This is a genomic window from Bartonella sp. MR168JLCBS (assembly GCF_042194175.1).
Map to the genome: position 1 here is coordinate 1 of NZ_JBHIMP010000002.1, position 26,536 is coordinate 26,536.

The following is a 26,536-nucleotide window of genomic DNA, read 5'->3' on the forward strand; positions in this document are numbered from 1 at the left end:
CAACAGCTCCTTCATGAGATGATAGAGACCTATCAAGGCTTAAAGATGATGTCACGCATCATGAAATTGATTGCCTTCATTGTCTTTGTGTTTATTATCGATTTTGCCCGCTTTATGGATACTCTAGAAAGTATCTTCTCACACCTCAAAAAGTGGCTAACAAAAAGTTGAAAAACTTTTTCTTTAAGAAAAGAAATTAATATTAATGATAAGTAACACTATGTTTAACTAAGTTAAATGTTTTAACTAAGCTAAATAATGTTAATCATTAAAATTCTTAAAGAGGAAATATTATGAGTGAAAAAAGTGACTTATAGCAGCTAAAGTAGATATGAATCTAAAAAGCGCATTTATGGCTATAGCTGAAATAAAACACCGTCCAGCATCTCAAATTTTACGTGATCTTATTTGTGTGTACGTTGAAAATAATAAGATACTCAATAAAGAAACGCTTGAAATTTTTCATAAAAGCGATAGCAATGAAGATGTTTTTTTATGCTGAAAATATTGCTGATTTGATTAAGCAACTGGATATCTGATTATGCGTTCAGTGAGTTATTCAGGAAAGTTTAAAAAGGATGTAAAATGAGCAAAAAAGCGTGGAAAAGATATGCGAAAGTTCACAGGAGTGATGCAACTTCTAATTCATAAGAAGCAATTGCTATCTATTTTAAATGATCATACATTACAAGGAAACTAGAAGCCTCGTCGAGATCTTCATATAGAACCCGATTGGTTATTAATTTATATAGTTGATGAAAAGCGTATCCATTTTGATAGGACAGGTACGCATTCAGATTTATTTAATTAAGAAGTTGATTATGCCCTTTAAAAAAACTGATTCGCAATAATTGAGAAGCATGTCACAAAATCCTATTCCCTAACCTTTATTTACGAATCCATCATGTTTTAAAAATATAATAAAACAAGATACTAAATAAGGAAAAATAAAAAGTGGTGCCCAGACGCGGATTCGAACCACGGACACGCGGATTTTCAGTCCGCTGCTCTACCAACTGAGCTATCTGGGCATGCTTCATAAAAAATATAAAGCGCTTGCGGTTATAACATTAAAATTTTCTCTGTCCAGTCATCAAAAGAAAAATAATTGATTTTTTAATAAGTTTATCTCCCTATTCTAGAGACTTATCAATGAATCTTTATCATAAAATAAATTTGATAGGCATATTGGACGTGTTAGTGTATTGTTAGTAGAATAATGTCTTATCGTGGTGATGATACAAAAAATTAAAAGAATCAATCGAGAAGCATGATTAAGAAAGTTTTTTTAATAAAGTTTCAGTGAATTTTAAGCATACGAAATAATAGAAAATATTTTTGACTTTTTTCTAAAAAGATTATTGATTAGTCTTTATAATAATTTGTTTTTCTTTATAAAGAAAAAAACATCTAAAAGGGGAGAAATAATGATAATGTTACAAAAACCAAGCAGTCGTCCCAATAATACTAATTTTTCTTCAGGTCCTTGTAGCAAACGGCCTGGTTGGACTCTTGATGTTCTTAAAAATGCATTAGTTGGGCGTTCACATAGATCTAGAGAAGCAGAATTAAAACTTGCTGAAGTTATTAATTTAACCCGTGAGATTCTTGAGGTTCCTTCTGATCATCGTATAGGAATTATGCCAGGTTCAGATACCGGTGCTGTTGAGGCTGCTCTATGGTCTCTATTAGGTGAGCGTGGCATTGATATGGCGGCGTGGGAAAGTTTTGGATTTGGGTGGAATAAAGATGTTGTCGAGCAATTAAAGCTTTCTGATGTGCGTCGTTTTGAAGCTCCTTATGGTGAAATACCAGATTTAACACAACTTGACTTTGATCGTGATGTTGTTTTTACATGGAATGGGACCACTTCTGGTGTGCGTATTCCTAATGCAGATTTCATTCCCCATAAGCGGGCTGGATTGACCATTTGTGATGCAACATCTGCAGCTTTTGCGCAATATCTTGATTTTTCAAAATTAGATGTTGTTACTTTTTCATGGCAGAAAGTTTTGGGAGGTGAGGCTGCGCATGGTATGGTGATTTTAAGTCCTCGTGCTGTTGAGAGGCTTGAGAATTATGTTCCAGCTTGGCCTATGCCTCAACTTTTCTATATGACAAAGAATGGAAAATTGAACGAAGATATTTTTAAAGGAAAGATAATCAATACACCTTCTATGCTTTGTGTTGAGGATTTTCTTGATGGGTTGAAGTGGGCAAAATCTCTAGGAGGTGCAGCGGCATTAAGAGCACGGGTGGAGAAAAACTTTTCTGTACTTGATGCTTTTGTTCGCAAAACACCATGGCTAGAATATTTGGCAAAAGATCCTGAAGTGCGTTCTAACACCGCTATTTGTTTAGATATTGTGGATCCAGTGATTACTGCTTTGGATACGGAAAAGCGAGTATCTTTCATAAAAGCGGTTGTGAAACGTCTTGATGAGGAAGGAGTTGCTTATGATATTGGTTCGTATCGCGATGCTCCTCCGGGGCTTCGAATTTGGGCGGGTATAACAATTGAGGCTTCCGATCTTGAAATTTTAACACAATGGCTTGAGTGGGCGTTCCAATTTGAAAAAGCACAGCTTTAAATAATTACTGGTGATTTTCACAGGGTGTTTTTAAACAGAAAAAGGATACGAGAGATTATGATGATCTTTCGTATTCTTGTATCAGACAAACAGCCTCTAAATATTACATGAATTGTAAAAGATTAAGAGGAGGAATAAATGCTCTGTCAGGTGTTGGATACGCACAAATTAAAATCTCTATTTTTTTACTTTTTGTAGCAAAAATGACAGATTTAAAATATTTTGATATTTGCTTATCGTTAAAATTTGAAAATTTAATAACTTGAAGATTGAGAAAAATCTGAAATGAGGAGTCGCACTTGCTCTAAGGTTTCGTTATAAAGAAGTGTTTGTTTTTGAATGCTGGTTTTTTTGACTAAACACGACGGAGAAAGTTATGGCCAATGTAGTTGTTGTCGGTACACAATGGGGTGATGAAGGCAAAGGTAAAATTGTAGATTGGTTGTCTGAGCGAGCAGATATCGTGGTGAGATATCAGGGGGGGCATAATGCTGGCCACACATTGGTTATTGATGGAGTTAGTTATAAATTATCACTTTTACCATCGGGTCTAGTTCGTGGGAAGTTATCAATTATTGGGAATGGTGTTGTAGTTGATCCCCATCATTTTGTAGCAGAGTTAAAAAAGCTACGTGATCAGGGCGTGAAAATCACACCGGAAATTTTACGTATTGCTGAAAATGCTCCTTTGATTCTTTCTTTGCATCGTGATCTTGATGCAATTCGAGAAAGCGGTTTATCTGGTTTAAAGATTGGTACAACAAAGCGTGGTATTGGACCGGCTTATGAAGATAAGGTGGGACGTCGTGCTATCCGAGTGATGGATTTAGCAGAAAAAGATACACTTATGGCTAAGATTGAGCGGCTTTTGAGGCATCATAATGCTTTGCGTCGTGGGATGGGTGTTGTAGAGATTGATTCTCAAGCGCTTTATGATGAATTGATGCAAGTTGCGGATAAAGTTTTGCCCTTTATGGATTGTACGTGGCGTCTTTTAGATGAAGGTTATCGAGGAGGGAAACACATTCTTTTTGAAGGTGCGCAAGGTGCTTTACTCGATAATGATTTTGGGACTTATCCGTACGTAACATCATCGAATACGGTTGCTGGGCAGGCATGTACAGGTTCAGGGATGGGACCTAGTGCAATTCATTATGTTTTGGGTATTACAAAAGCGTATACCACACGTGTTGGAGAAGGACCTTTTCCTACAGAGCAGATAAATGATATTGGTGAATTTCTGGGAGTGCGTGGGCATGAATTTGGTGTTGTAACGGGTCGAAAGCGTCGATGTGGTTGGTTTGATGCTGTCTTAGTCCGTCAGATGGTAGTAGTTTGCGGTGTTCAAGGTATAGCATTGACAAAACTTGATGTTTTGGATGGTTTGGATGAAATAAAAGTTTGTATTGGTTACGAGCTTGATGGTAGAAGGATTGATTATTTACCTTCTTCCATGGGAGCCCAAGCCCGTGTGAAGCCTATTTATGAAACATTAGAAGGTTGGAAGGAAAAAACAGCCCATGCATTGAGGTGGGAAGATTTACCAATGCAGGCTGTTAAATATATACGCTATATTGAAGAACTGATTAACACAAAAGTGGCTTTATTATCTACGAGTCCAGAACGTGAAGATACTATTCTTATTACAGATCCTTTTGCAAATTGATTATTATTTTTAGGCTTCCATATAGATCTTTTGTTCACTTCTATATCTTTTAACAAAAAGAGTTTTTAAGAGTGCGTGAAAGAAAGGTGTAAAATGACATTGTTTATTTTTCATATTCATTTTACACTATGACAATAGTTGTACCAATATAAATGACAATAAACTTATGAGCCTAAAATAAAGCTGTTTTAGCCTGAGTGCTAGGGTTTCTTTGCTTAGTTTAAGAGAGATTATAGAGGAAATGGTAGATTTCGTTGGAATCTTAAAAAAGGCAATTAATGCACAAAATAATGTTATACCACAAGTGCGTAAGCGGATTTATAAACGGGCTATCGAAACACTAGAATATCAATTTGTAACAGCAAAAATACCACAAGCAATAGCAGATGAACAAAGAAAGATTCTTCAGAGTGCTATTGCAACTGTTGAAGAAGAATATTTAGCAGTTGAAAAGAAGTTGCTTTCTTCAGTTATTGGGTGGGATTCCACAAATGTAAATGAAGATAAGAAATATACAAAAAAAACTATATTACAAAAGAATAATGAATTTTCAGTGGTAGACATAAAAAGAAAGCAGGATTTTGTTACACATCCAAAGGATAGCAAGTTATTTGATGAGCCTTGGGTATCAGATATACCAGATGCAGAGCCTGTTAATATGGAGGCTGATGTACCTTCTCAGCATGTTAATAGCTGTGAGTTAAAGATTTCTTCGTCGCAAGAAGATAATCCTCATATTGTTTCGCATATTTTTTCTCAGGCTTTACGTCGTGCTAATAAATCATTGGTGCAAAGGCGTATTGTGATAAGTGCTGTTTCTATTGTTAGTTTTGCTGTTTTTACTATTGGTATTTTTTTTATTGGTGGGCGTGTATTTGTATCAAATGATCATCAAGTGTTAGGAGAAAATCTTCAAGTTTCTCACGAAGTACCAAAGGCACTTTCGGTTAAGAGAAAGTTAACACAACGTTTATTAGAGGATGGGAGTGAAATTGATGTCGGTTTAAAACAAGCGACAGATTCTTCGGATGAAGAAGGAATCTCAACCGTTGTTTCCAGCAATTTGCAATCGCTTGATAAATTAGGTGAAGCTGTTTTTTATCAAGCACGTACAAATTATGATGCAGAAAAGATAGCAACCGGAAGTGTTCGCTGGACGCTTATAAAGGAGTCTTATGTGAAGGGGGCTCCAGAAGAAACAGCCATACAAGGTGATATAACAATTCCTGATGAAGGGCTATCATTACGGTTAATTTTACGTCGCAATACCGATCGGTCATTTCCTGCTGCATATATTATGGATCTTATTTTTATTCTTTCTGATAAATTCTCAGGTAAAGCTATAAGCAGTGTTCAAGCATTAACCTTTAAAGCAAGTGAACAATCTATTGGGCAGCCTTTAGTAAGAACTATTTCTACAAAAATTAACGATGATTTTTTTCTTGTTGCATTGAGTGGTAATCATCCATTTCTTGATCGAAATTTGCAATTGATGCGAGAATTAGATTGGGTGCGTTTAGTGTTAACGGATAAAAACGGACGTATAAATGAATTAACTTTTGCAAAAGGGCCAACAGGTGAGTCTATTTTCAATAAAGTTATTGGACAATGGCTTGCACAACAAGATAAGTTAACAGTTCTTGATCAGAAAAATAAAACATAGATGCAAATAAAATAAAAGGTTATTTCTCGATATTGATTTTTATTAGTTATATCAAACACGCTCAATAAAATTGTATACTATAACTCAAAGGATTCTACAGACTAATTTACAAGTACAAAGCCAACATACGCTTTTCTCATTTCTACTTTAAAAATGCGCAAACAATTGGCTTCATACCTAATTCTAGAGTCTTATATTTGACTTTGAGATAAAGCGGAATCTCTGATAGAATTTTGCACTTTTTCAAATGCACGCATTTCAATTTGCCTTACTCGTTCTCGACTAATGTTAAATTCACCAGAGAGTTCTTCTAGAGTTAATGGTATATCGTTTAAACGACGTGCTTTGAATATACGTTTTTCACGTTCATTGAGATTGTCCATGGCATTTATAAGCATGGAACGACGATTCTCCAATTCACTTTTTTCAATTAAAACTTGTTCTTGATCGTTAGATTCATCCACCAACCAATCTTGCAACTCGCTGTTTTCCCCTTCTTTTGTACGAAGGGGTGCGTTGAGTGAAGTGTCACCACCAAGTCGGCGGTTCATTGATATAACTTCATCTTCTGAGACATTCAACTGAGTTGCAATTTCTTTTACTTGTTCTGCATTGAGATCACCGTTATCAAGTGCTTGAAGTTTACTTTTTAATTTACGAAGGTTAAAAAACAAGCGCTTTTGATTAGCTGTTGTCCCCATCTTCACCAAACTCCAAGACCGCAATACATATTCTTGGATTGATGCTTTAATCCACCATATTGCATAGGTTGCAAGACGAAAACCACGTTCTGGCTCAAAACGCTTAACAGCTTGCATGAGTCCAACATTGCCTTCTGAAATGACTTCCCCAATGGGGAGTCCATAGCCGCGATATCCCATCGCGATTTTAGCTACAAGACGCAAATGACTGGTTACTAGCCTATGCGCTGCTTTTAAATCATTATGCTCACGGTAACGTTGAGCTAACATATATTCTTCTTTTGGATCAAGCATTGGAAAACGACGTACTTCTTCCAAATAACGGTTTAATCCGCCATCGCTTGTGGTTACTGATAACAAATTCATATGGGCCATAATAGCACCCTCCTTTTGTCTGAATTCCCTGATAAGGCAAATTCTATGTTTCAGATAGTAATACCTGTGCACATTCACTTTAGCATATTTTTCAATTTTGTTCAAAAAAAGATATTTTATTGTGAAATCTTGAGAAGGAGAAAAGTTTCAATTCATTTTTTTAAAATGCTTAATAAGTTTAGCCATATCTTGAGGTAGTGGTGCGGAAAACGACATAACTTTACCGGTAGAAGGGTGTTCAAAAGTGAGACTTGCGGCATGAAGTGCCTGTCTGTTGAATTGATCGATTGCATTTCTAATAGTGGGGTTGAATGCGTTTGATTTTGTTTTAAAAGCGTTTCCATAAACTGTATCGCCTATGAGTGGATGCCCAATATGAGCCATATGAACACGGATTTGATGGGTGCGTCCAGTTTCCAAGCGACATTCCAGAAGGCTAGCAAAAGATGTTGAGTCTGCATGAGAGCCATATTTTTCTAGCAAAGAAAAATGTGTAACAGCATGACGAGCATAAGGGTTTTGCTTATGGATAACAGCTTGCTTTGTTCGGTTGTGGGGCGAACGGCCAAGTGATGCATCAATTGTCCAAACATTGCGGTGAGGTGTCCCCCAAATCAAGGCATGATAGCGTCGGTCTAATGCACAGGTACGTCCATGATCAGAAAATTGAGCACTGAGACTTTTATGAGCCAGATCATTTTTTGCAACAACCATAACACCACTTGTATTTTTATCGAGACGATGGACAATGCCGGGGCGTTTAACACCACCTATACCAGATAAACTATTACCGCAGTGATAGATAAGGGCATTAACCAACGTACCGGTCCAATTTCCATTGCCAGGATGAACAACAAGACCTGCTGGTTTGTTAATAACAATGATATGATCATCTTCAAAAAGGATGTCCAATGCAATAGCTTCAGCACTAGGTTCTGCATCACGAAGGTCAGGCATTGCCAATTCAATTATTTGCTTAGGTCTTAATTTTGTTTTTGGTTCTTTTATGAATTGACCATCAATTTTAAGATAGCCTTCACGGATGAGGGTTTGCAAACGTGAACGTGAGAACACATTATGATATTGTTTTGCTAGCCACTGATCAAGACGTTGCCCAAGAGCACCTTCATCCGTTATTTTTTGTATTACCATACGATTCCTATTAAGTTTTTAATAAGATTTTACCAGTACGAAATTGCTTTACTATCGAGGAATTCTTTAATTCCCCAATGTCCCCCTTCACGGGCGCGTCCAGAAAATTTTACACCTCCAAAATAGCTTCCACTGGGTAATCCATGTCCGTTAACTTCTACCATACCAGAGCGTACTTGTGCCGCAATACGACGACATTTGTTGCGATCTTGTGATTGAATATAGTTTGTAAGACCATACTCAGTGTCATTCGTTAAAGCGACAGCTTCTTCTTCTGTATTAAAAGCAAGAATCGAGAGAACTGGACCAAAGATTTCTTCTTTGAAAATACGCATATGAGGTTTTACATCAGCAAAGACTGTTGGACGGACATAATAACCGCGTTCAATTCCTCTTGGTAAACCAGTTCCGCCTGCAACAAGAGTTGCACCATCATCAATTCCCGATTGGATAAGATCTTGAATTTTATCATATTGTTTTTTTGAAACGACGGGACCAATATGATTTCCTTCTTGGCAATTTGGTCCTACTTTTGTTGTTTCTGCAATATCTTTAGCTATTTTTATGGCTTTGTCATAGATGCTTTGTTCCACAAGCATACGAGTCGGTGCATTACAGCTTTGTCCACTATTATAAAAGCAATGTCGCACACCACGTTGAATAGCATCTGAGTCGGCATCAGAAAAGATAATATTCGCTCCTTTTCCCCCAAGTTCTAGACAGACTCTTTTTAAAGTAGCGCTAGCATTTTTAGAAATATCTTTTCCTGCTCTAGTTGAACCAGTAAAGCTAATCATTTCTAGATCTGGATGTGCTGAGAGGTAAGAGCCGACAGTTTCACCATCACCATTGATTAAATTAAAAACACCGGCAGGGAGCGCGGCTTCATCTAAAAATTCAGCAAAAAGCATAGCAGAAAGAGGCGCAATTTCAGAGGGCTTTAATACCATGGTACAGCCAGCCAAGAGAGCAGGGATAACTTTAAGAGTTACTTGATTCATGGGCCAATTCCATGGCGTAATTAATCCTACGACGCCGATAGGGTCGTAGTGAAGAATTGCTTGCTCATTTCCCTTTATTAAAGTTTCTTGGAACGAGAACTCTTTATAAGCTTCGATAAAATTGCGAATGTGGGAACTGCCAGTTGCGGTTTGCGCATTAAGTGCCATATCAATCGGTGCTCCCATTTCCATTGAAATGGTTTTTGCCATGTCTTTAGAACGTTTTTCATAGATATTTAGAATTTTTTCAACGAACCCAAGACGCTCACTTGGTGACGTTGTTTTCCATTTTTGAAACGCTTCTTTAGCCGCGTTAATTGCTTTATCGGCATCTTCTGTACTTCCAAGGCTAATGACAGCACAAGCCTCTTCTGTTGATGGATTAATGACGTCAAAATCGTGAGGAGTGCTTGGGTCATCCCATAGACCATTGATATAAAATTTCCGTTTATTAAACATAATTCACTCCCTTTTTTCTATTTGTGTTTATTTAATTATGATTATCTTAGTCTAAGCCGTTTTAAACGAGGATAACAAGGGTAATCTTATAAAACGCGAGAAATTAGATTGTATCATGATAATTGAGCATGGAGAATTCAACAGAGCAATGCTTATATACCCATTTGTATTATTGGGACTAATTGCTTTTATGAAATGGGAGAGAAAGAGAGCTATAGACAATTTTCTTGAAGCTTTTTTATCATGAAGTTTTCTTTAAAACAAATGAAATACGAGCTCTATGACACCATAAACTAGGCAATTTATATCGTAAATATGCAGAAGGGAGATTATGAATATGCATTATGGCATTATTTTTTTCATTAAAAAGTAACCATCAGCAAAAGGTTATTAACCTTCGTATGATAGTTTCTACGAATTCTTTTTGAAAAGGTTATTTTTCTCATTGCTATAAATTTGTTGGGTGCCATGCATAATTCGAAAACAAAATCTATTTCTACGTCTTCTTTTTCTGATGATGGTACGAAAGGTGCATCAAGAGAAGATTTATCTGTTAAGATTACTGAGATATTTCCTTATCCGGAAGTATGGAAAAAGGCATTTACCCTCGGAAAAAATGTCCGTTTCACGCGAACCCCAGAAGTTGAGATTTTGCGTCGTCGTATAGAAACAGATCCAGTTTTTGCAAAGCAGTTTAAAATTTTTACGAAGCAAGATCAAAAAAAAATTACAGATACAAATATTGTACGTTGTAACAAGAAAACAACAAGCGTTTCATCGACAAAAAAAGTCATTAATCCTCAATCAATAGAAAATAAAACGTCGGTTTGTCATTCAACAGTTTTGAAGCAGTTGTCACGACAAGTTACTCGTATACCATCAGAAAATATCCCTCTTGAGGAGGGTAAACAAGAGCATAAATTACAAGTAGAAAATGTGCTACAAAAAATGAATCCTGCTTGGCATCTTTCCGATGATGCATTTTTTGAATGCGTATCTTTGATATTTGAACATATGGATACTCAAACTTCAAAAGAGGATCAAACATCGATTGACACGACAAATAAAATTACATCCGATATTCCTTCTGTCTTTGATGAGTCAATAACTGCTCTTTACCGTGTTCTCGAATACCGCTTTCCGCAACTGTATGATTCCATTACATCGGAATCTCCAGCGGAAAGGATGCGAGGCGTTGAGCAAATTTCTGATTTAATGCATACAAATAATGATATTACTAAAGAATGTCATTCTAAGCTTTCTGTTGAAGATTCCGCTCATACGTTAAGTAATGCAAGGGCGTTAAACGATATTGAGGCACTAAGCGACGCTGAATCTAGTATAGAGACGAAAAAAACCAATAATATTGTCGATTGCATAACAAAGAATGTCACACCAAATTTAAAAGATTTGTCTGTGATGCAAGCAAACGGTAAAACGAAAATATTGCAATCTGCCCGCGTGCCATTAAGCAATTATGATTCTGCTTTTATGCAAAATATTCAATCTATTTATAGTGATGCTTATGAGTTTCCTCCGATCAATTTATTACAGGAACCTGTTTTTCATGAAGGTACGATGATTCCTCAGGAAACATTGGAACGCGGTGCTGGGTTTTTGGAAAGTGTTTTGGAAGATTTTGGCATTAAGGGTGAAGTTATCCATGTACATCCAGGGCCAGTGGTTACAATGTATGAATTTGAGCCTGCTGCGGGTGTAAAGTCATCGCGCGTTATTAATCTTTCTGATGATATTGCGCGTTCTATGTCTGCTATTTCTACACGCGTTGCTGTTATTCCTGGACGGAATGTTATAGGGATTGAGTTACCCAATGCGGTTCGTGAAACCGTTTATCTACGGGAATTAATTCAAACACGTTCTTTTCGTGAAAGTGAATTTAAACTTGCTCTTGCTTTGGGGAAAGGGATTAGTGGTGAGCCGGTCATTGTAGAATTAGCAAAAATGCCTCATTTATTGGTTGCAGGAACAACAGGATCAGGCAAGTCTGTAGCAATTAATACAATGATTTTGTCGATTCTTTATCGTATGACACCAAAACAGTGTCGTTTGATCATGGTTGATCCTAAAATGCTAGAGCTCTCTGTTTATGATGGCATTCCACATCTTTTAACACCTGTTGTAACAGATCCTAAAAAAGCGGTAACAGCTTTAAAATGGGCGGTTCGTGAAATGGAAGAGCGTTATCGCAAAATGGCTAAGTTAGGTGTACGTAATATCGATGGTTTTAATGCACGCGTTGCACTTGCGGCTCAAAAAGGTGAAACGATCATGTGTACTGTACAGTCGGGTTTTGATAAGGAAACAGGGGAAATGCTTTATCATGAAGAAGCCATGGATCTTACGCAGCTTCCTTATATTGTTGTGATTGTTGATGAGATGGCTGATCTCATGATGGTGGCAGGGAAAGAAATAGAGAATGCCATTCAGCGCTTAGCACAAATGGCGCGTGCGGCTGGTATTCATCTTATTATGGCAACGCAGCGCCCTTCTGTTGATGTTATCACAGGGACAATTAAAGCGAACTTTCCTACCCGCATTTCTTTTCAAGTGACATCAAAAATTGACAGTCGTACGATCCTAGGTGAACAAGGTGCTGAAACGCTTTTAGGTCAAGGAGATATGCTTCATATGGCAGGTGGGGGGCGTATTGTACGCGTTCATGGACCTTTTGTCTCTGATGAAGAAGTTGAATCTATTGTTGCACATCTTAAACTGCAAGGAAAACCTGATTATTTAGCAACCGTCACAGATAACGAAGACGATAACAAAGAGGATGCTTCTGCCGATTCAACGGTTGAAGTTTCTGAGGAAGAAAATTTTGATGAAGAGGGAGAGGAGCTTTATAATCAAGCTGTAAAGATTGTTATGCGTGATAAAAAATGTTCAACATCTTATATTCAGCGCCGACTTTCAATCGGCTATAATAAAGCAGCTTCTCTTGTTGAGCGGATGGAAGAAAAAGGCATTGTTGGAGCCGCTAATCATGTGGGAAAACGTGAAATTTTACTCAATGCAGGGAAATAAAAAAGCACATTAAAATGTGCGATTTAAAATATGCGATTTTTAAAATGTTTGACAGTTATTATTTAAATAGCGAATGCTTGTTTTATTTTTTCAAAGCAGATGTGACCATGTATTTATTTTTATAATAATATTAAAAAATTGAGTGGAGAGTAATAAAGCAAAAGCGATCTTTTGACTGATGATACCAAAAGGGGAGATATTTTTAACATTTCTAGATGATCTGGAATGTAAAGAAATTAAACAAATCTTTATATGAGAACAGATAATTTTTGTTTTCTCTTCTATAGCGGTTCTGATGAAAGAAAGGTCTTTTGGGAATTATGGAGAGCATCATAAGAAGAGTATCCAATATGCAAGTTTTATTGCATTGGGTGCTTTAAAGCACTATACTAAATTTGTCATCATTTGATATTATTGGCACAAGAAAGGTGTTCTTACGAGAAACTTTATGTGAAAAAGAAATTTTTATTTCTATTTTTATAATGCAATTTATTGATTTATAATGATAATTTATCATTGTAAATATTGAATAAAAATTTCAAATATCGTAATTTTTTTTCATTTCAAATCTGTTTCTGTTGAAACAAATAAAACGATTTTCTTGCGTATCATAATAATGTAGGGGTAAAAAAGTAAAAAAAAAGAAATAAAAATGCTGCTTATGAACGCCTTCAAATGCCAAGAACTATTGGTAACAACATTAGGGGTTAAAATTAGTATAATGATGGTTTTAACCAGCTATTTTATAAGCATAAAAATGTAATGTACAATGCCTTGCTATCTGTTATGGGAGACTTTACATTATACCATTTACGGATGCCGTCGTAAAATAAGCTTGGGGAGCTTGGGAGATATCTTTTTAAAACAGGCACATGAATGCGTAAAACATGAATGCGTAAAATAAGTGTATTCTTTTTGAGTACTATTTATGCGAGGGAGATGTTACCATTATTGTAACAAGATTTGTTACAATAATGGGTGAATAAGCAACAGGAGTTGGAGGATTCTTTTTATTCTTGTTTTGTTGATGAAACAGTCAAAATTTTGCTACAGACAATTGATATGAGATATCAAGTTATTTTAACCAGAACAGGTAATTGTAAACAAATTAGCATTATTCATTTGAGAGTAAATCCAACACTTTTTAGTTTTAGTTATGCCATTAAAAGCAGATGAATTGAAGTTAAATACAAATGAATTAAAATGTCAGCAAGAAGCTTTTCGTTTTACACCAGAGCTTTTGCCTCGGCCTTTTACGTGGGAAATCGATCATAATGGTTTATTTTGTGAAGTCTCAAAAGAGCTAGCTGAAGTTGTTGGTCCTCTCTCTTCCTCTATTTTAGGATGTAGCTTTCGTGAGCTTGCTCATCAATTTAATGATGATCGATATCTGGTTCTCAGTCGTTTTATTGAAGCGGCTATGCCTTGGAGTAAAGAGATTGTTCAATGGCCTGTTGATGGTTGCTTACAATGGCTTGATGTTGAATTGTCGGCTTTACCAATTTTTGATGTTAAAAAGAATCTTAAGGGGTTTCGTGGCTTTGGTGTTTTAAAAATACGAAAAAAAGTCCAAGAAAAAAGAGATGAAAAGCCGGAAACAGAAATGCCATGTCTTACGGAGATAGAACGCTCAGCTTTTCATGAAATTGCAGAGCAATTGCGTGATGAATTGAATTCATCGGTAAAAGAAGAAAATTTAGTTGAAGAAACAGCTATTCAGTTACCGTATGCACAAACATTGCCGGTAAATTCTATAGAACAAGCTCTCGTAAAAGAGCCCGCTGCAGTTTTATCATTGTTGGATACAGCAACAGATGGTGTTTTATGGTTGGATGAAGAGGGCTTTATTCAATCAGCAAGTAGGGCAGCCTTAGCATTAATGGGTTATGACATAAATGAACTACGAGGACAGTCACTCTCTTCATTATTTACTTTGCAAAGCCGACGTTTCGTTGAAAAATATTTTAAATCAATCCGTATGGAGGGGAAAAAACAGGTTTTAAATCGCAGAGAAACAGCTGATTTAATGACGAAAAATCATAAAAATATAACCGTTTTGATAACGATTGTATTTTTGGCACAGCAAGGCAATTATGCTGTTATGTTGTGTGATAGGACACAAACAGTTCCATCAGGAGGAAAAAAAGCAGAAGAGGATAAAATCGTCGGGGTTGTTCATGAAATACGAACACCTTTGAATGCTCTTATTGGTTTTGCAGAAATTATGAGAGAAGGCCGTTTTGGTTCGATAGAAAATGAGCGCTATCATGGATATTTACGCGATATTATTTCCTCTGGAAAACATATATTATTGCTGATTAATCAATTACTAGAATGCTCGAAGATAAATTATTCTGGTTCCAATAACCAGATTGATTCTTCCCTTATTTCTGAAACATTTGATGTGATATCTTGTTTACGTGCGACGATAGCTTTTCTTGAAACTCAAGCCAATCAGAATGGCATTATCATGCGCATTGTTGCTCCACCTCATGTTCCATTTATTCCTGTATCACAACAAGTGTTTCGCCAGATTATATGGAATCTTCTTTCCAATGCTATTCGTTTTACACCTTTGGGTGGACAGATTATTGTTCACGTTTCTTATAGAAAAGAACGTGTAAAAATTTCAGTGAGTGATAATGGTATAGGGATGAACGAAGAAGAGATTATACAGGCGCTGCAACCTTATGGTCAAGTAGAGCGCAAAGATGGACGATCTGGAGATAGCGCTTTTATAGGAACAGGTTTAGGACTCCCAATGTGTAAAGCAATGGTGGAAGAAAGAGGGGGACAATTTTTATTGTTCTCAAAACCCAATCATGGAACAACTGTGGAAATGTTTTTTCCTCGTGTTCCATGATGTAAATCTTGCATAAAATTATTTTTTCTTAGCCAAAAGATCTCTAATTTCTGTTAAAAGTTGTTCTTCTGAAGACGTTTTTTTTGGGCTTTCTTCTTCTTTTCTACGGATTTTATTCATAGCTTTAACGAATAAAAAAAGAACCCAAGCAATAATGAGAAAATTGATAAGTAAAGTAATAAAGTGTCCATAGCTAATGGTTGCTCCAGCTGCTTTTGCGGCACTCAATGTTGCTTGTTTTTCGCCAGCAAGTTGAATAAACATATTAGAAAAATCAATTCCACCTGTAATCAGTCCAATGATTGGCATAAAAATATCATTGACAATTGAGTTGACCAAGCTACCAAAAGCGCCCCCTATAATCACACCGATAGCAAGATCAATCATATTACCTTTTAGGGCAAATTCTTTGAATTCTTTCAGCATTGCGTTTTCCCCTTTATGTAAGCGATATACGGTAATTTACTTACCGCTTTTGATGAAAAAGGAAAGGGCAGATTTTATTTTTAGGATTATATTACAATATTAATATTATTTTCAAAGAACTTTATAAGGCTTAATAAAGAGCATTAGGGCTCTATTTGAATGTACATAGAACATTTCTGAGAGAAAAGCTTTTTTGATAAAAACTATATCTGCTTTTTTCAACAGAAAGTAGAAAACCGTAGCTTAATTTATATAATTGCCTCAAGATTTTTATGATAACATTAAAAAGAAAGATTTTTACAGAATACCACAAAATGAGCAGCGTTGAAAGTTGAGCTATCAGGACGCTTCTCAGATGAAGTGCATATATTGGTATAACGTATTGTTATAAAAAGAGAATTTGGAAATAAAAAATATATTTCAGCACTGATGGAAGAAATAGATAGATGAGGCAGGAGAAAACTTATAATTTAATTCCTCTTAATTCAGTAAGCGATAATAGCAATTAGGAGGAGGGCATTATGGCTTATCTAAAAGCTATTTTTACTGGGGTGCACGAGCTAAAATGGCGATAATTCCAATGGAAGAAACACATTTCATCTACTGGAAGATTGTATTAGTTTATAAATAGCAGAGCTCTAGGGTTTGCAAGATCATTTTGGTTTGGAAATCGTTGGTATGATAGGTGGGAGTTCAATGATCAACTGTCATTACTTAAACTATATTTTAGACAGAGCACTTATAGATGCAAAATTGTATTTAGCGCATCAGAAATGGCAAAGCAAACAATGCAGTTTCTTCAAAAATTTATCAATAGAGTACAAATGATTGAATATCCTGTTGCTAATAAATAGCGCAACAATAGTATGAATTTAGATAATTTTATGAACCATGTATTCTATAAATGCTAGGAAAAAATAGCTTTATAGAGCAAGCTCTGTTTCTATTGGAAACAATATTACACAAAGGAACTTTGGGAATAGGGATAATTTGCGTGCATTTTTAAGAGAATTATGAGCTTGTCTGCATGAGATGTCACAAAACCATGGCTATAGTGAAGAGCCATTGATGTTTCAATTCATGCTGCATTTTATAAGATTAGGATTCACGTTTTAATCTTTGAAAAATGTCGAAAAAGAAAAACGTTTTTTAAGAATAAAATTTTTTTACACAGTATACATCAATATAAACATGTATGGCTATTATGTGATAAATTTTCTTCTAGAAGGGGAATATTATTTGGATAATATGCTCTCTTTGATTGGTGATCTTTTGTGTTAAAAGATATAGGTGAGGTGCGATGGATTATTTTTATGTTGTGGAGAAGGATTGATGAGTTTGTTTCGTTGTATTGGCCGTTCTGCCTTATTTATGTTGGATCCAGAGCAAGCACACTGTTTAGCGATTCTCGGGCTGAAAAGTGGATTAAATGGCTGTCAAAAGGTTATCGATAAACATTTGTGTGTAACTGTTGCTGGGCTTGAGTTTGAAAATTTTATTGGTCTCGCAGCGGGGTTTGATAAAAATGCAGAGGTTGTGGATGGTATTTTTCGTTTAGGATTTGGTTTTACTGAAATTGGGACAGTGACACCAAAGCCTCAGATTGGAAATCCTAAACCACGGCTTTTTCGTTTAAAAGAAGATGAAGCGATTATTAATAGAATGGGCTTTAATAATGACGGACATCAAGTTGTTTACAACAGATTGCGCGCGTGTAAAAAAACTGGTGTTGTAGGAGTTAACATTGGAGCTAATAAGGATACGGTCGATAAGATTGATGATTATACTGTTGGTATTGCTCATTTTTATGATGTTGCTGATTATTTTACGGTTAATATTTCTTCTCCTAATACACCAGGTTTACGTGATTTACAGTCCCGTGACAGTTTGCATCTTTTGTTGAGTGCAGTTTCGCAAGCGCGAAAGGAGCAAGAGAAAAAGCATGGATTTTCCATTCCCATTTTTTTAAAAATTGCTCCAGATTTATCAGAGAAAGAATTGGATGATATTGCAGAAGAAATAAAACTTTCTGATTTTGATGGACTGATTGTTTCCAATACAACTCTTTCACGCCAAGATCTTAGCAATAGTCACCTCAGTAATGAAGAGGGGGGGCTTTCTGGACGTCCACTTTTTGAGCGTTCTACTATTGTGCTTGCAAAAATGCGTCAAAAATTAGGGAAGGAGATTGCAATTATTGGTGTTGGCGGTGTAAAGGACGCACAAACCGCTTTGGAAAAAGTAAAAGCTGGTGCAGATTTAATTCAATTATATAGTGGGATGGTTTATGAAGGTCCAAATCTTGCTATAACTATTCTGCAAGAGATTTTGCAGATGATGCAACAAGACGGTGTTGATAACATAAAAGGCTATCGTGATCACAGTCTTGAGCGTTGGGCAAAATTTCCTTTGTAAAAACGCTTTTTTCTTCACAAAAAATTGCGAGATTTTTTTAAAGGGGCTTGCAAACTTTGTTGATTTTCCTTATGTCACATAAGCATAAGAATAAATGTTTACGAAATCGTGAACAGTTATGATACATTTTCTTTTATGCGGTTGTAGCTCAGTTGGTTAGAGCGCTGGTTTGTGGCACCAGAGGTCGTAGGTTCAAATCCCACCAACCGTACCATTTATCTTGTTACAACTTTTCTAATTCTTATTTTGGGCGTTTTGTGAGGCGGTTAAAAGCCGTGCTTGGCGGGATTTTTTGCGTGTGAGCCGTCACGGAGCAGAGACCTTGCGCGGATGATTTTCCTCAAATTTTGCCCAAAACGGAATGATACGATCAATAATCGCTTGAAATATAAACGGGTTAACTAAATCTATAATTCTGATTGCAATTGCAACAATAAATATCTCTATCAGTATATTTATATACTTTTAGTATATTTTGTAAACTAAGAGAATCTTATTCGACTTTCATTATTATTGCTCATAATATAAACCATTAAGTTTAAACACATAAAATAAGTAAGTAAGCATAAATTTACTAAAATATGACATATTTTTGACACAATTACCTTGATTTTGTCAACTATATATTATAAATGCGGACTTGCATGAAAGTGCATTCATATCTCCAGGGGTGTTTCGGTGGTTGATTATGGGTAGGCCATTCTGGCGCGGGGACATAAGTAACCTTGGGGGGGGGTATCTATACACTAAATTAGAAAATAAATGAGATTTTCAAGTAGTTCGTACGATTATTGCAGTGCCGATAATTTTAGTAGCAAATATAACTCTGGTAGTGCGTTTGGTAGCAAGTATGGTAGTAAGGTTGGCTTCCTGGGTGGTCTTTTCTTAGGAGCAGTGGCATCGCGTAATCCTGTTACTACCATGGCCTCAGCAAGCTTTGGGCAAATTGTAGGCAATGAATTCGGAGACACCATAGGCGGTTATGGTGGTTATGGTGTGGCTGCTGTCCAGTGTGGCACACAGTTTTTGGGTCAATCTATTGCTAATTCAGGTGGTGGGATGTTGATGCACTTTTGATGTAGTTCTTTGGGTTATCCTAAAGCCTAGAATGGTGGTACTGTAAAAGGTGCCACCTTTATGTTTGGAATATTACACAGGAGGAGCTATGGGCGCGTTTGGTTTAGTGCTCGCTTATTTTTGTCTGTGGTTTGGCATGTGTCTATTCTTCAAAACTATTGCTATTAATGGAAAAAGCATGTTATACAAGGGGAGCATGGTTGCATTCATAGTGGCGGCATTGGTTGTTCCTCCCATCATATATATCTTTGAGTATATAGACGATGTGTCGATAACATCTTCTCATGTTGCTATAATTATGTTCTTTCTTTCTTTTTGCATTGAATTTATACCCAATATAGTAAACAATATAAAATGCTTTAGTTTGGCCATTATCGCAAGTTGCCCCATTTTTTTCATCGCAGCTGGTTTTATTGTTGTGAGTGATGACCTTCTGTTAGATTTTTTTGATCTGCAGCTTTCGAGCTATATTTATCTGCTTTTCATTATTCCGTTGATGATAGGGGGGGCTCGCTATGTCCTAATTGCTAAAGCTTTGAAGGAAAAATCTATGTCAGTGCTAGATTTAAGCATTTGCATTGGCTGTGGGTTTGCCATAGGCGTCTTTTTTGTGTCATCACTGCTTTTATCAGACCTTCGAGAAATCTATCAACAGATAGGTTTTGCAAACAGGGAGGCAGTGAAAAAAATGTTTGATTATGCGGTGTTTGGTTTTGCTATTCTAACGGGCCAAGTTTTTTTGACATTTTTGATGGTTCTCTTTGTTACTACAAAGAAATATTATTGGTTGGTCCTTGATGTTCTTGCAGAGCTGTTTTTTAGCCTCTTTGTTTCTTATTATGTAGCGTTTGTTCATACAGATGATGACTATAGAATGGTTAGAAATTGGATTTGTTTGATGTTTGTTGTTTATGTGTACGCGCGTTACATTAAATCAAAGAATGTGAAGCTTAGCGTGATTAACCCGTTTAAAAAGAAAACTGAGTGAGAAGACAGGAGGCTATAGTTCTTTGGGTTATCCTAAAGCTTAGAGCAGCCAACCCAGGAGGGGCAGTTTCTGGAGCAATAGTAGGCGGGGTCCCGTGGCGCAGCCGCGGGTATTGCTAAAGCTGGTTGGGATTGTGCTCGCTCTAAGTGGTGAAATTGTTGTTTGACCTGGCTTTTTTAACAAGGTAAAGGCCTTGCTAAGGGGTACACTATCAGCCTCTTAGCAGGGAGTTTTTCTCCCGCAATAATATCTTGGTATGCTTGGGAGGGCAAGGCGCTTTAAGGAAATTATATGTCTGACTTAATTTTTGGAATGCTGCTTAGTTTTGGGATAAGTTCCAGCCCTCGTCTCCTTAAAAACAATGGCTTGTTGGGCGAGCGCGTCATTTTGGGGGGGCTAGCTGGCCTTTCCTGCGCTATCATCTTCGCTTATCCACATAGTGAAAGTGGGCTTACAGACTTATCTTTGCTTTTGGTATGTTATCTTGGCATGCTTTTAATTCTGTACGAGCACTACTTATATAAATATTTAGTTCTTGGATTCTGTGGTGCAGTTGCTGCCTTGTGTATTGGGGCAGGTTTTGTATATTTGAGCTCTTTGTTGCCATTGTCTGCTTTGTCTGCTGCTAATAATAGCCAGCAGCAGGTGGTGCATTACACGAGTTTGGTTGCTGCAAACTATCCCTTTTTTATCCTTTTGATATCAGTTTTAACTGCGGAGCTTTTGCGTTTGTGGTTGCTTCGCGTATATAAGTCAGAATTAGCTGCGCGTGAGGTCCTTTATTTTGGGCTGGGCTGGGGTGTTCTAGACTTATGCTATAAGACCCTCCCAGCTCTTTTTCTTTACTTGAATTACCGTGTTGATAGGGCGCCACAAATGGTGGGCTATGTCGCATTTGAATCTTGTCCACAAGCGATCAGCTATCTTATTGCCGCGGGCATGATTGTATTGATGCATGTTGTAAATACGCGTTTTATGTATCTTGGTTTCCAAGATAAGCGCAAGGTCTATTCCTATCTGCCTTTTGTAATTCATTTTGCGGTTGGTCTTTTGTTTATGTTTGACATTTCTTCAGGCTATGCAATATTAATAAATTCTATTTTTGAGGCTTGCAATAATGCTTGACAAATTGACATTATCTGTTATTGGCGCCGTTTTTTGTCTGGTGCTGATTATTTTCCCTTTGATGAAGAAAAAAACATTGGTTGAACATTTGGTTTTCTTGCTCGTTGTTTTGTGTCTTGTTTTTCTTTATGTTTATGGCGCTACGAGTTATTTTCCTTATTATGTTTTGGCGCTTTCGCTTATATTGGGGTACCGCTGGTTACTCTCTTTGGTTAAAACGTTTAAAGGCACGAAGGCGATTATTGGGGCAAGCGCTGGTTGTTATGTGCTTTTGATTTTTTTTCTATACGGCTTTATGCGTATGATAGGCAGTTTGATTTTTGATTTTTCTGCTTATAGTACGCCTAATATTGTTTTTGCTGTTGGTCTATTCCCTATAGGCATGGCGATTATGCAGTTTTTTTTGCTCTCTCATTGGGTGGCAGAAGATAATGGCAATGGTGTAGAGGCAGCACTGGGCGTGGGAATGGGGATTTGGGGGGCTGCTATAGGGCTTGCACTGCTTACATCTCTACCAGAAGCTGTGAAAATCCTAAAAGGGGCTTTTAGTCTTGATAGGGACGCCTTACTTTCTTTACTTGAGACGGTAATATGTTATACGTTTATTATAGGTCTGAATCTTTTATCAACTTTTTTAATGCTTGTGGTTTGCCTTGACAAGAAATGGCGTTTTTTTGTTCTTATCCTGCTTTTACAATGCTTGGCGGCTTGGGCGCGCTTTTCATGGCGGGCCGCTGAGCCAGAACTTCTTGCAATTGGGCATTATACAATCGCTACTATTCTTATGTTTGCTCTTATGCGGCAAATTTATGATTTTGTGCAAGACAGATTATCCATGAAGAAAAATAGCAGTTACGCTGTAGTAAATGAGGGGGCATAATAATGTTGGTTTTATTTATTACTTCGCTTCTCGCAGGACTTATTTATGGCGCTGTCATTTATAATTTTTTTCGCTCTACATTTAGTTGGATAAATGTGCTGTTGAGCGGCATAGTTTTTGGGGTGATTGTTCTGTTAGTATGGCGTTACTCGGAAACAGAACATAAACTTGATGCCTTACGTTTACTGCAAGTGCTTGGCGTTGTTTTTCTTCTATGTGTGTTTCATCATTTTCTGAAGTTCAAATTGGTTGTCGCTGGTGCTGTGGGATGGTTTGTTGCTAGCTGCATTGCTGGCGGGTTTATTGCTTTTTGGAAGCAATCTGTAATAAAAACGCTTTATATGATGAGTATTGTTGAAACCAAGAGTCGTGCAGAGCAAGGGCTGGCGCTTGTTTTTTTATTTTTAACATTTACGGTTTTTTTTGTTGTAGCAGAAGAAGCTATGCGTCGTTGGTTAGTTACTAAGTTTTATCGGTGCTCGCCTAGTTTTTTGTGGCGTTTGCCGCTGAATATTGGCATAGGCTGGGGTTTATGCGAATTAGTTTATAAGGCGCTAGGGCCTTTCCTTGTTTATAATGGTTGGCCTATTCGATCTAGCTTATTAGCCAATGAGTATGTAATTTTTTATTCTTGGACGCAAGCGAGTATTTTTTTGTGTGCTTTAATGAGCGTCATACTCATGCATATTTTCAATACATGCTTGGCGTATCGTGGTGTTGTTACGCGCTCTAAATTTTATGCGTGTGCGCCTTTTTTTGTCCACGCTATTGTTAACTGTTTCGGTGCAACAGTGCTGGTTACAGAGAAGGTTTGGTTTAATGTTGGGGGCAGCTTGTTTATTCTACTTTGTGTGATGTTGTTCGTATATTTTGAAAGCAAAAATCCTTTAATACAAAACATAAAATTGCGCGCTTAAAGTGTTGTAGAGTGATGAATAACTTTGCGTACTCTAAGTATGGCTAGAGAGCCTGATACGCGCTTTCTGTTCTGCAAAAAAATAGAGAAGGTTAGCACCGACGTAACGCGTCCAGTACCAAGAGCGACGTCATTTCTGCACTAATTGGGGGGAGGGTGTGCCACTGGCCACGCGCATATGGGAGTTTGCAAATATGCTATCATGTAACTTTCTAGTGTCCTCCTTTCTATTATCCTCCATGAGATTGAAGATGGGAATCTTGAGGCGGCGATATGAGACTTAAATTTAAACAACAAGAATTTCAAAATGATGCGGTTAAAAGCGTCATTGATTTGTTTAAAGGCCAACCACAACGGGATTCTTCTTTTTCTTTGCATTCAGAACAAGGACAATTAGCGTTAAATGAATTTGGTTATGGTAATCGATTATTGATCAGTGATGAAAGCATATTAGCAAATTTACGAGAGGTGCAACAGAACAATAAACTCTTGGCGAGTGAGACGCTAGAGCAAAAGCAGTTTTCTATTGAAATGGAAACGGGAACAGGCAAAACTTATGTCTATAGCAAGACGATTTTTGAGTTAAATCAACGCTATGGCTTTATCAAATTTATTATTGTCGTACCAAGTGTTGCTATTCGCGAAGGGGTATATAAATCACTTCAGGTAACAAGGGAGTATTTTCAAGCAGAGTTTGATAATCTGCCCTATCGTTATTTTATTTATAATTCAAAAGATCTTTCGCAAATTCGCCAATTTGCAAGCTCTACCAATATTGAAATTATGATTATCAATATTGATGCATTTAAAAAAGCAGAAAATATTATCAACCTTCCGCAAGATAGACTGAATGGCGAAAGTGCTATGCGCTATATCCAAGACACAAATCCGATTGTGATCATAGATGAACCGCAATCGGTGGATAATACAGCAAAAGCGAAGGAGGCTATTGCGATCCTTAATCCGCTTTGTGTTTTCCGCTATAGTGCCACGCATAAAGATGAGATTAATCTTTTATATCGTTTAACACCTGTTGATGCTTATCAAAAAGGACTGGTAAAGCAAATTTGTGTCTCTTCTAATCAGATAGAGCAAGATTTTAACCGTCCCTATATTGCCTTGAAATCCGTATCACACAAACATGGCTTTAAGGCGCGCTTAGAGTTGGATATTGCGGGAAAGAATGGCACTGTGAGCCGCAAAACAGTTACAGTGAGACAAGGCGATGATCTGTATCGTGTTACGGGCGGGCGTGAGCTTTATAGGGTTATATTGTTTCGGGTATCAATTGCATGGCGGGGGATGAAGCCGTTGAGTTTTCTGATACTGAAATTGTTAAATTTGGCCACGCGCTTGGTGATGTGAATACAATAGAGCTTAAACGCGCGCAAATTTATCGCACTATAGAAACACATTTAGATAAAGAATTGCGGCTTGTGCCTTTAGGGATTAAAGTTTTATCACTTTTTTTTATTGATGAGGTGGCTAAATATCGTAGCAATGATGAAGAGCCAGCACTTTATGAGCGTATGTTTGAAGAATGTTATGAAGAGCTGTTGGCGAAAAAGAAATATACCTCCTTGCGAACTGAGTTTGCGCAAAATGTTCGAAACGTACACGGCGGTTATTTCTCGCAAGACAAGAAAGGCGTGTATAAGGATACAAAGGGCGACAGCCAAGCTGATGATGACACTTATAACACGATTATGCGCGATAAGGAGTGGTTATTATCTTTTGCATGCCCCTTGCGTTTTATCTTTTCGCATTCGGCATTAAGAGAAGGCTGGGATAATCCGAATGTGTTTCAAGTGTGTATGTTGATTGAGCAAAAATCGAATTTTACCGCGCGGCAAAAGATTGGTCGCGGTTTGCGTTTGTGTGTAAACCAACAAGGTGAGCGGGTGGAAGATAAAGATATAAATGTGCTGCATGTCATGGTGAATGAAAGCTTTGCTGAGTTTGTGAGTACATTGCAAAAAGAATTAGAGGCGGATATTGGTTATAAATTTGGTACATTGCAGATGGAGGAGTTGGTTGGCCGTATTTATGAAGATGTAAAATATGCAGCCGCTAAAGTGGAAGTGCCACAAGCACAAAAAATTATTAAAACGCTTGTTGCAAAAGATTTGATTGACGAGGCGGGTGTCGTTAAAGTAGATCAGGATTTAGTGGCGAGCGAATTTGAAGCTATAGGGGCGGAGGAAATGCCACGCGAATTGCGTCAAGAAATTATGAAAAAAATTGATTCAGGCGCACTTATTAATGTTGAGACGCTGCAAGATCTGATTTATATGACAGCTGTGACGGAAACAAAAATTCTGTCTTCGCAAGAGGCTGCTGATATATTGGTTGAGTTGCGTGAAAAAGCCTTGCTTACATCAGCAGGAAAAATCACAGATACATTAAAAGCGCAATGGGCGACTGGGGCGTTGGATTTAAGTGAACGTTTTAGTAAAGGGCAAAAGCAGGCTGTGCTGCAGGCGCTAGAAGCGAGCCAAGCCATGCCGATTATTCGTAATGCTGCGCGCGAGGTGCGGGTTAAGCTTAAAAAGCAAACAGTGGCTTCGCCCGAGTTTTTGTCCTTGTGGGAGAAGATCAATAAAAAAACCACTTATCGTGCAAAGCTTGATCGTACAGAGTTTGTTGCCAAAGCAGTGGATGCAGTGAAAAAAATGGCGCCAGTTGCGCCCGCGCATTTGGTTTATCAGACAGCAGAGATAGAACTGGATAGTGCTGGTGTGACCTACGAAGAGCAGTTATTAAAGCAGAGTACGCTTGATTATAGTTTGTGTGCACTGCCGAACATTGTACATTATCTGACCTTAAAGTTGAAATTAACCGCAAAGACAATTATTGGTATTTTTACAAAGAGTGGTCGTGAGCATGAGTTTGTGAAAAATCCACAAGCTTTTTTAGAGCGCATAGAAGAAATACTCAATAAAACCCATGTTAATCTTACAATTGATGGCATTAAATATTTAAAGCTGGTCGGGAAAGAATATAGTGTGCAAGAGCTTTTTACCAGTGAAGAACTTGTGGCAAATTTAGAGCGTACAGCTGTTGTGAGTGAGAAGAGTGTGTATGATCATGTGGTTTATGAAAGCAGTGTGGAGAAAGAGTTTGCACAAAGTCTTGAAAATGATCCTGAAGTCAGATTGTTTTTAAACTGCCAAGAAGTTTTAAAATAGCCACT

Annotated in this window: 18 protein-coding genes, 2 tRNA genes and 1 pseudogene; 16 read left to right on the forward strand and 5 right to left on the reverse strand. The window is 37.2% G+C overall.

Going from position 1 to position 26,536, the window contains the following annotated elements; translation table 11 throughout:
* Nucleotides 1-352: 352 nt before the first annotated feature.
* Both ACFIK8_RS02040 and ACFIK8_RS02045 read left to right on the forward strand, forming a co-directional pair.
* Nucleotides 353-502: a hypothetical protein gene (locus tag ACFIK8_RS02040; RefSeq protein WP_375635829.1), complete on the forward strand. Its 150-nt coding sequence runs from the start codon at nucleotides 353-355 to the stop codon at nucleotides 500-502.
* Nucleotides 503-718: 216 nt separating this feature from the next.
* A pseudogene (locus tag ACFIK8_RS02045) lies at nucleotides 719-811 on the forward strand (type II toxin-antitoxin system mRNA interferase toxin, RelE/StbE family); the annotation flags it as partial.
* 144 nt (nucleotides 812-955) lie between these two features.
* Here ACFIK8_RS02045 and ACFIK8_RS02050 read toward each other — a convergent pair.
* Nucleotides 956-1,031: transfer RNA gene (locus ACFIK8_RS02050), tRNA-Phe, on the reverse strand.
* 396 nt (nucleotides 1,032-1,427) lie between these two features.
* On the opposite strand from ACFIK8_RS02050, the gene ACFIK8_RS02055 reads away from it, so the two are divergent.
* The 3 genes from ACFIK8_RS02055 to ACFIK8_RS02065 all read left to right on the forward strand — a co-directional run bounded on the left by ACFIK8_RS02055 (nucleotide 1,428) and on the right by ACFIK8_RS02065 (nucleotide 5,920).
* Nucleotides 1,428-2,591 carry a phosphoserine transaminase gene (locus ACFIK8_RS02055; RefSeq protein WP_375635828.1) on the forward strand — a complete coding sequence of 388 codons (1,164 nt, stop codon included), beginning with the start codon at nucleotides 1,428-1,430 and terminating at the stop codon, nucleotides 2,589-2,591.
* Nucleotides 2,592-2,967: 376 nt separating this feature from the next.
* Nucleotides 2,968-4,257 (forward strand): adenylosuccinate synthase, encoded by a 1,290-nt coding sequence (locus ACFIK8_RS02060; RefSeq protein ID WP_375635827.1) that lies wholly within the window; start codon nucleotides 2,968-2,970, stop codon nucleotides 4,255-4,257.
* Nucleotides 4,258-4,498: 241 nt separating this feature from the next.
* Complete coding sequence (locus ACFIK8_RS02065; RefSeq protein ID WP_375668916.1) at nucleotides 4,499-5,920, forward strand: hypothetical protein; 1,422 nt, start codon at nucleotides 4,499-4,501, stop codon at nucleotides 5,918-5,920.
* Between the two features lie 191 nt (nucleotides 5,921-6,111).
* Here ACFIK8_RS02065 and rpoH read toward each other — a convergent pair whose 3' ends face one another.
* From rpoH to ACFIK8_RS02080, 3 genes are all read right to left on the reverse strand, one after another.
* Nucleotides 6,112-6,996, reverse strand: a complete 885-nt coding sequence (rpoH, locus tag ACFIK8_RS02070; protein WP_375635825.1) for an RNA polymerase sigma factor RpoH — start codon at nucleotides 6,994-6,996, stop codon at nucleotides 6,112-6,114.
* A gap of 147 nt (nucleotides 6,997-7,143) precedes the next feature.
* Nucleotides 7,144-8,148 carry an RluA family pseudouridine synthase gene (locus ACFIK8_RS02075; RefSeq protein ID WP_375644545.1) on the reverse strand — a complete coding sequence of 335 codons (1,005 nt, stop codon included), beginning with the start codon at nucleotides 8,146-8,148 and terminating at the stop codon, nucleotides 7,144-7,146.
* 29 nt (nucleotides 8,149-8,177) lie between these two features.
* On the reverse strand, nucleotides 8,178-9,608 hold the full coding sequence (locus tag ACFIK8_RS02080) for an aldehyde dehydrogenase family protein (RefSeq protein ID WP_375652814.1): 1,431 nt from the start codon (nucleotides 9,606-9,608) through the stop codon (nucleotides 8,178-8,180).
* 468 nt (nucleotides 9,609-10,076) lie between these two features.
* Here ACFIK8_RS02080 and ACFIK8_RS02085 point away from each other — a divergent pair, with 468 nt between their 5' ends.
* Complete coding sequence (locus ACFIK8_RS02085; protein WP_375668917.1) at nucleotides 10,077-12,653, forward strand: DNA translocase FtsK; 2,577 nt, start codon at nucleotides 10,077-10,079, stop codon at nucleotides 12,651-12,653.
* 1,156 nt (nucleotides 12,654-13,809) lie between these two features.
* The gene (locus ACFIK8_RS02090) at nucleotides 13,810-15,516 is read left to right on the forward strand and encodes an ATP-binding protein (RefSeq protein WP_375668918.1); all 1,707 of its coding nucleotides are present in this window, start codon (nucleotides 13,810-13,812) and stop codon (nucleotides 15,514-15,516) included.
* Between the two features lie 18 nt (nucleotides 15,517-15,534).
* On the opposite strand, the gene mscL is transcribed toward ACFIK8_RS02090, so the two are convergent.
* A complete protein-coding gene (mscL, locus tag ACFIK8_RS02095) occupies nucleotides 15,535-15,942 on the reverse strand; it encodes a large conductance mechanosensitive channel protein MscL (RefSeq protein WP_026500234.1) in 408 nt (135 codons plus the stop codon).
* Between the two features lie 1,332 nt (nucleotides 15,943-17,274).
* Between mscL and ACFIK8_RS02100 the strand changes: the two genes are divergently transcribed.
* The 9 genes from ACFIK8_RS02100 to ACFIK8_RS02140 all read left to right on the forward strand — a co-directional run bounded on the left by ACFIK8_RS02100 (nucleotide 17,275) and on the right by ACFIK8_RS02140 (nucleotide 26,531).
* On the forward strand, nucleotides 17,275-18,357 hold the full coding sequence (locus ACFIK8_RS02100) for a quinone-dependent dihydroorotate dehydrogenase (protein WP_375668919.1): 1,083 nt from the start codon (nucleotides 17,275-17,277) through the stop codon (nucleotides 18,355-18,357).
* A 137-nt stretch (nucleotides 18,358-18,494) separates the two neighbouring features.
* Nucleotides 18,495-18,571, forward strand: a tRNA-His gene (locus ACFIK8_RS02105).
* Nucleotides 18,572-19,119: 548 nt separating this feature from the next.
* Nucleotides 19,120-19,434 carry a hypothetical protein gene (locus tag ACFIK8_RS02110; protein WP_375668920.1) on the forward strand — a complete coding sequence of 105 codons (315 nt, stop codon included), beginning with the start codon at nucleotides 19,120-19,122 and terminating at the stop codon, nucleotides 19,432-19,434.
* A 196-nt stretch (nucleotides 19,435-19,630) separates the two neighbouring features.
* Nucleotides 19,631-20,422, forward strand: coding sequence for a hypothetical protein (locus tag ACFIK8_RS02115; RefSeq protein ID WP_375647172.1), 792 nt, complete (start codon nucleotides 19,631-19,633; stop codon nucleotides 20,420-20,422).
* Nucleotides 20,423-20,713: 291 nt separating this feature from the next.
* Complete coding sequence (locus ACFIK8_RS02120; RefSeq protein WP_375668921.1) at nucleotides 20,714-21,547, forward strand: hypothetical protein; 834 nt, start codon at nucleotides 20,714-20,716, stop codon at nucleotides 21,545-21,547.
* Complete coding sequence (locus ACFIK8_RS02125; protein WP_375668922.1) at nucleotides 21,540-22,427, forward strand: hypothetical protein; 888 nt, start codon at nucleotides 21,540-21,542, stop codon at nucleotides 22,425-22,427. Before ACFIK8_RS02120 ends, ACFIK8_RS02125 begins: the two co-directional genes overlap by 8 nt.
* Before the next feature lie 2 nt (nucleotides 22,428-22,429).
* Nucleotides 22,430-23,344 carry a hypothetical protein gene (locus tag ACFIK8_RS02130; protein ID WP_375668923.1) on the forward strand — a complete coding sequence of 305 codons (915 nt, stop codon included), beginning with the start codon at nucleotides 22,430-22,432 and terminating at the stop codon, nucleotides 23,342-23,344.
* A gap of 272 nt (nucleotides 23,345-23,616) precedes the next feature.
* Entirely contained in the window at nucleotides 23,617-24,708 is a 1,092-nt protein-coding gene (locus ACFIK8_RS02135; protein ID WP_375668924.1) for a DEAD/DEAH box helicase family protein, read from the forward strand.
* On the forward strand, nucleotides 24,636-26,531 hold the full coding sequence (locus ACFIK8_RS02140; protein WP_375668925.1) for a hypothetical protein: 1,896 nt from the start codon (nucleotides 24,636-24,638) through the stop codon (nucleotides 26,529-26,531). The genes ACFIK8_RS02135 and ACFIK8_RS02140 overlap by 73 nt, the downstream gene beginning before the upstream one ends.
* The last annotated feature ends 5 nt before the right edge of the window (nucleotides 26,532-26,536 follow it).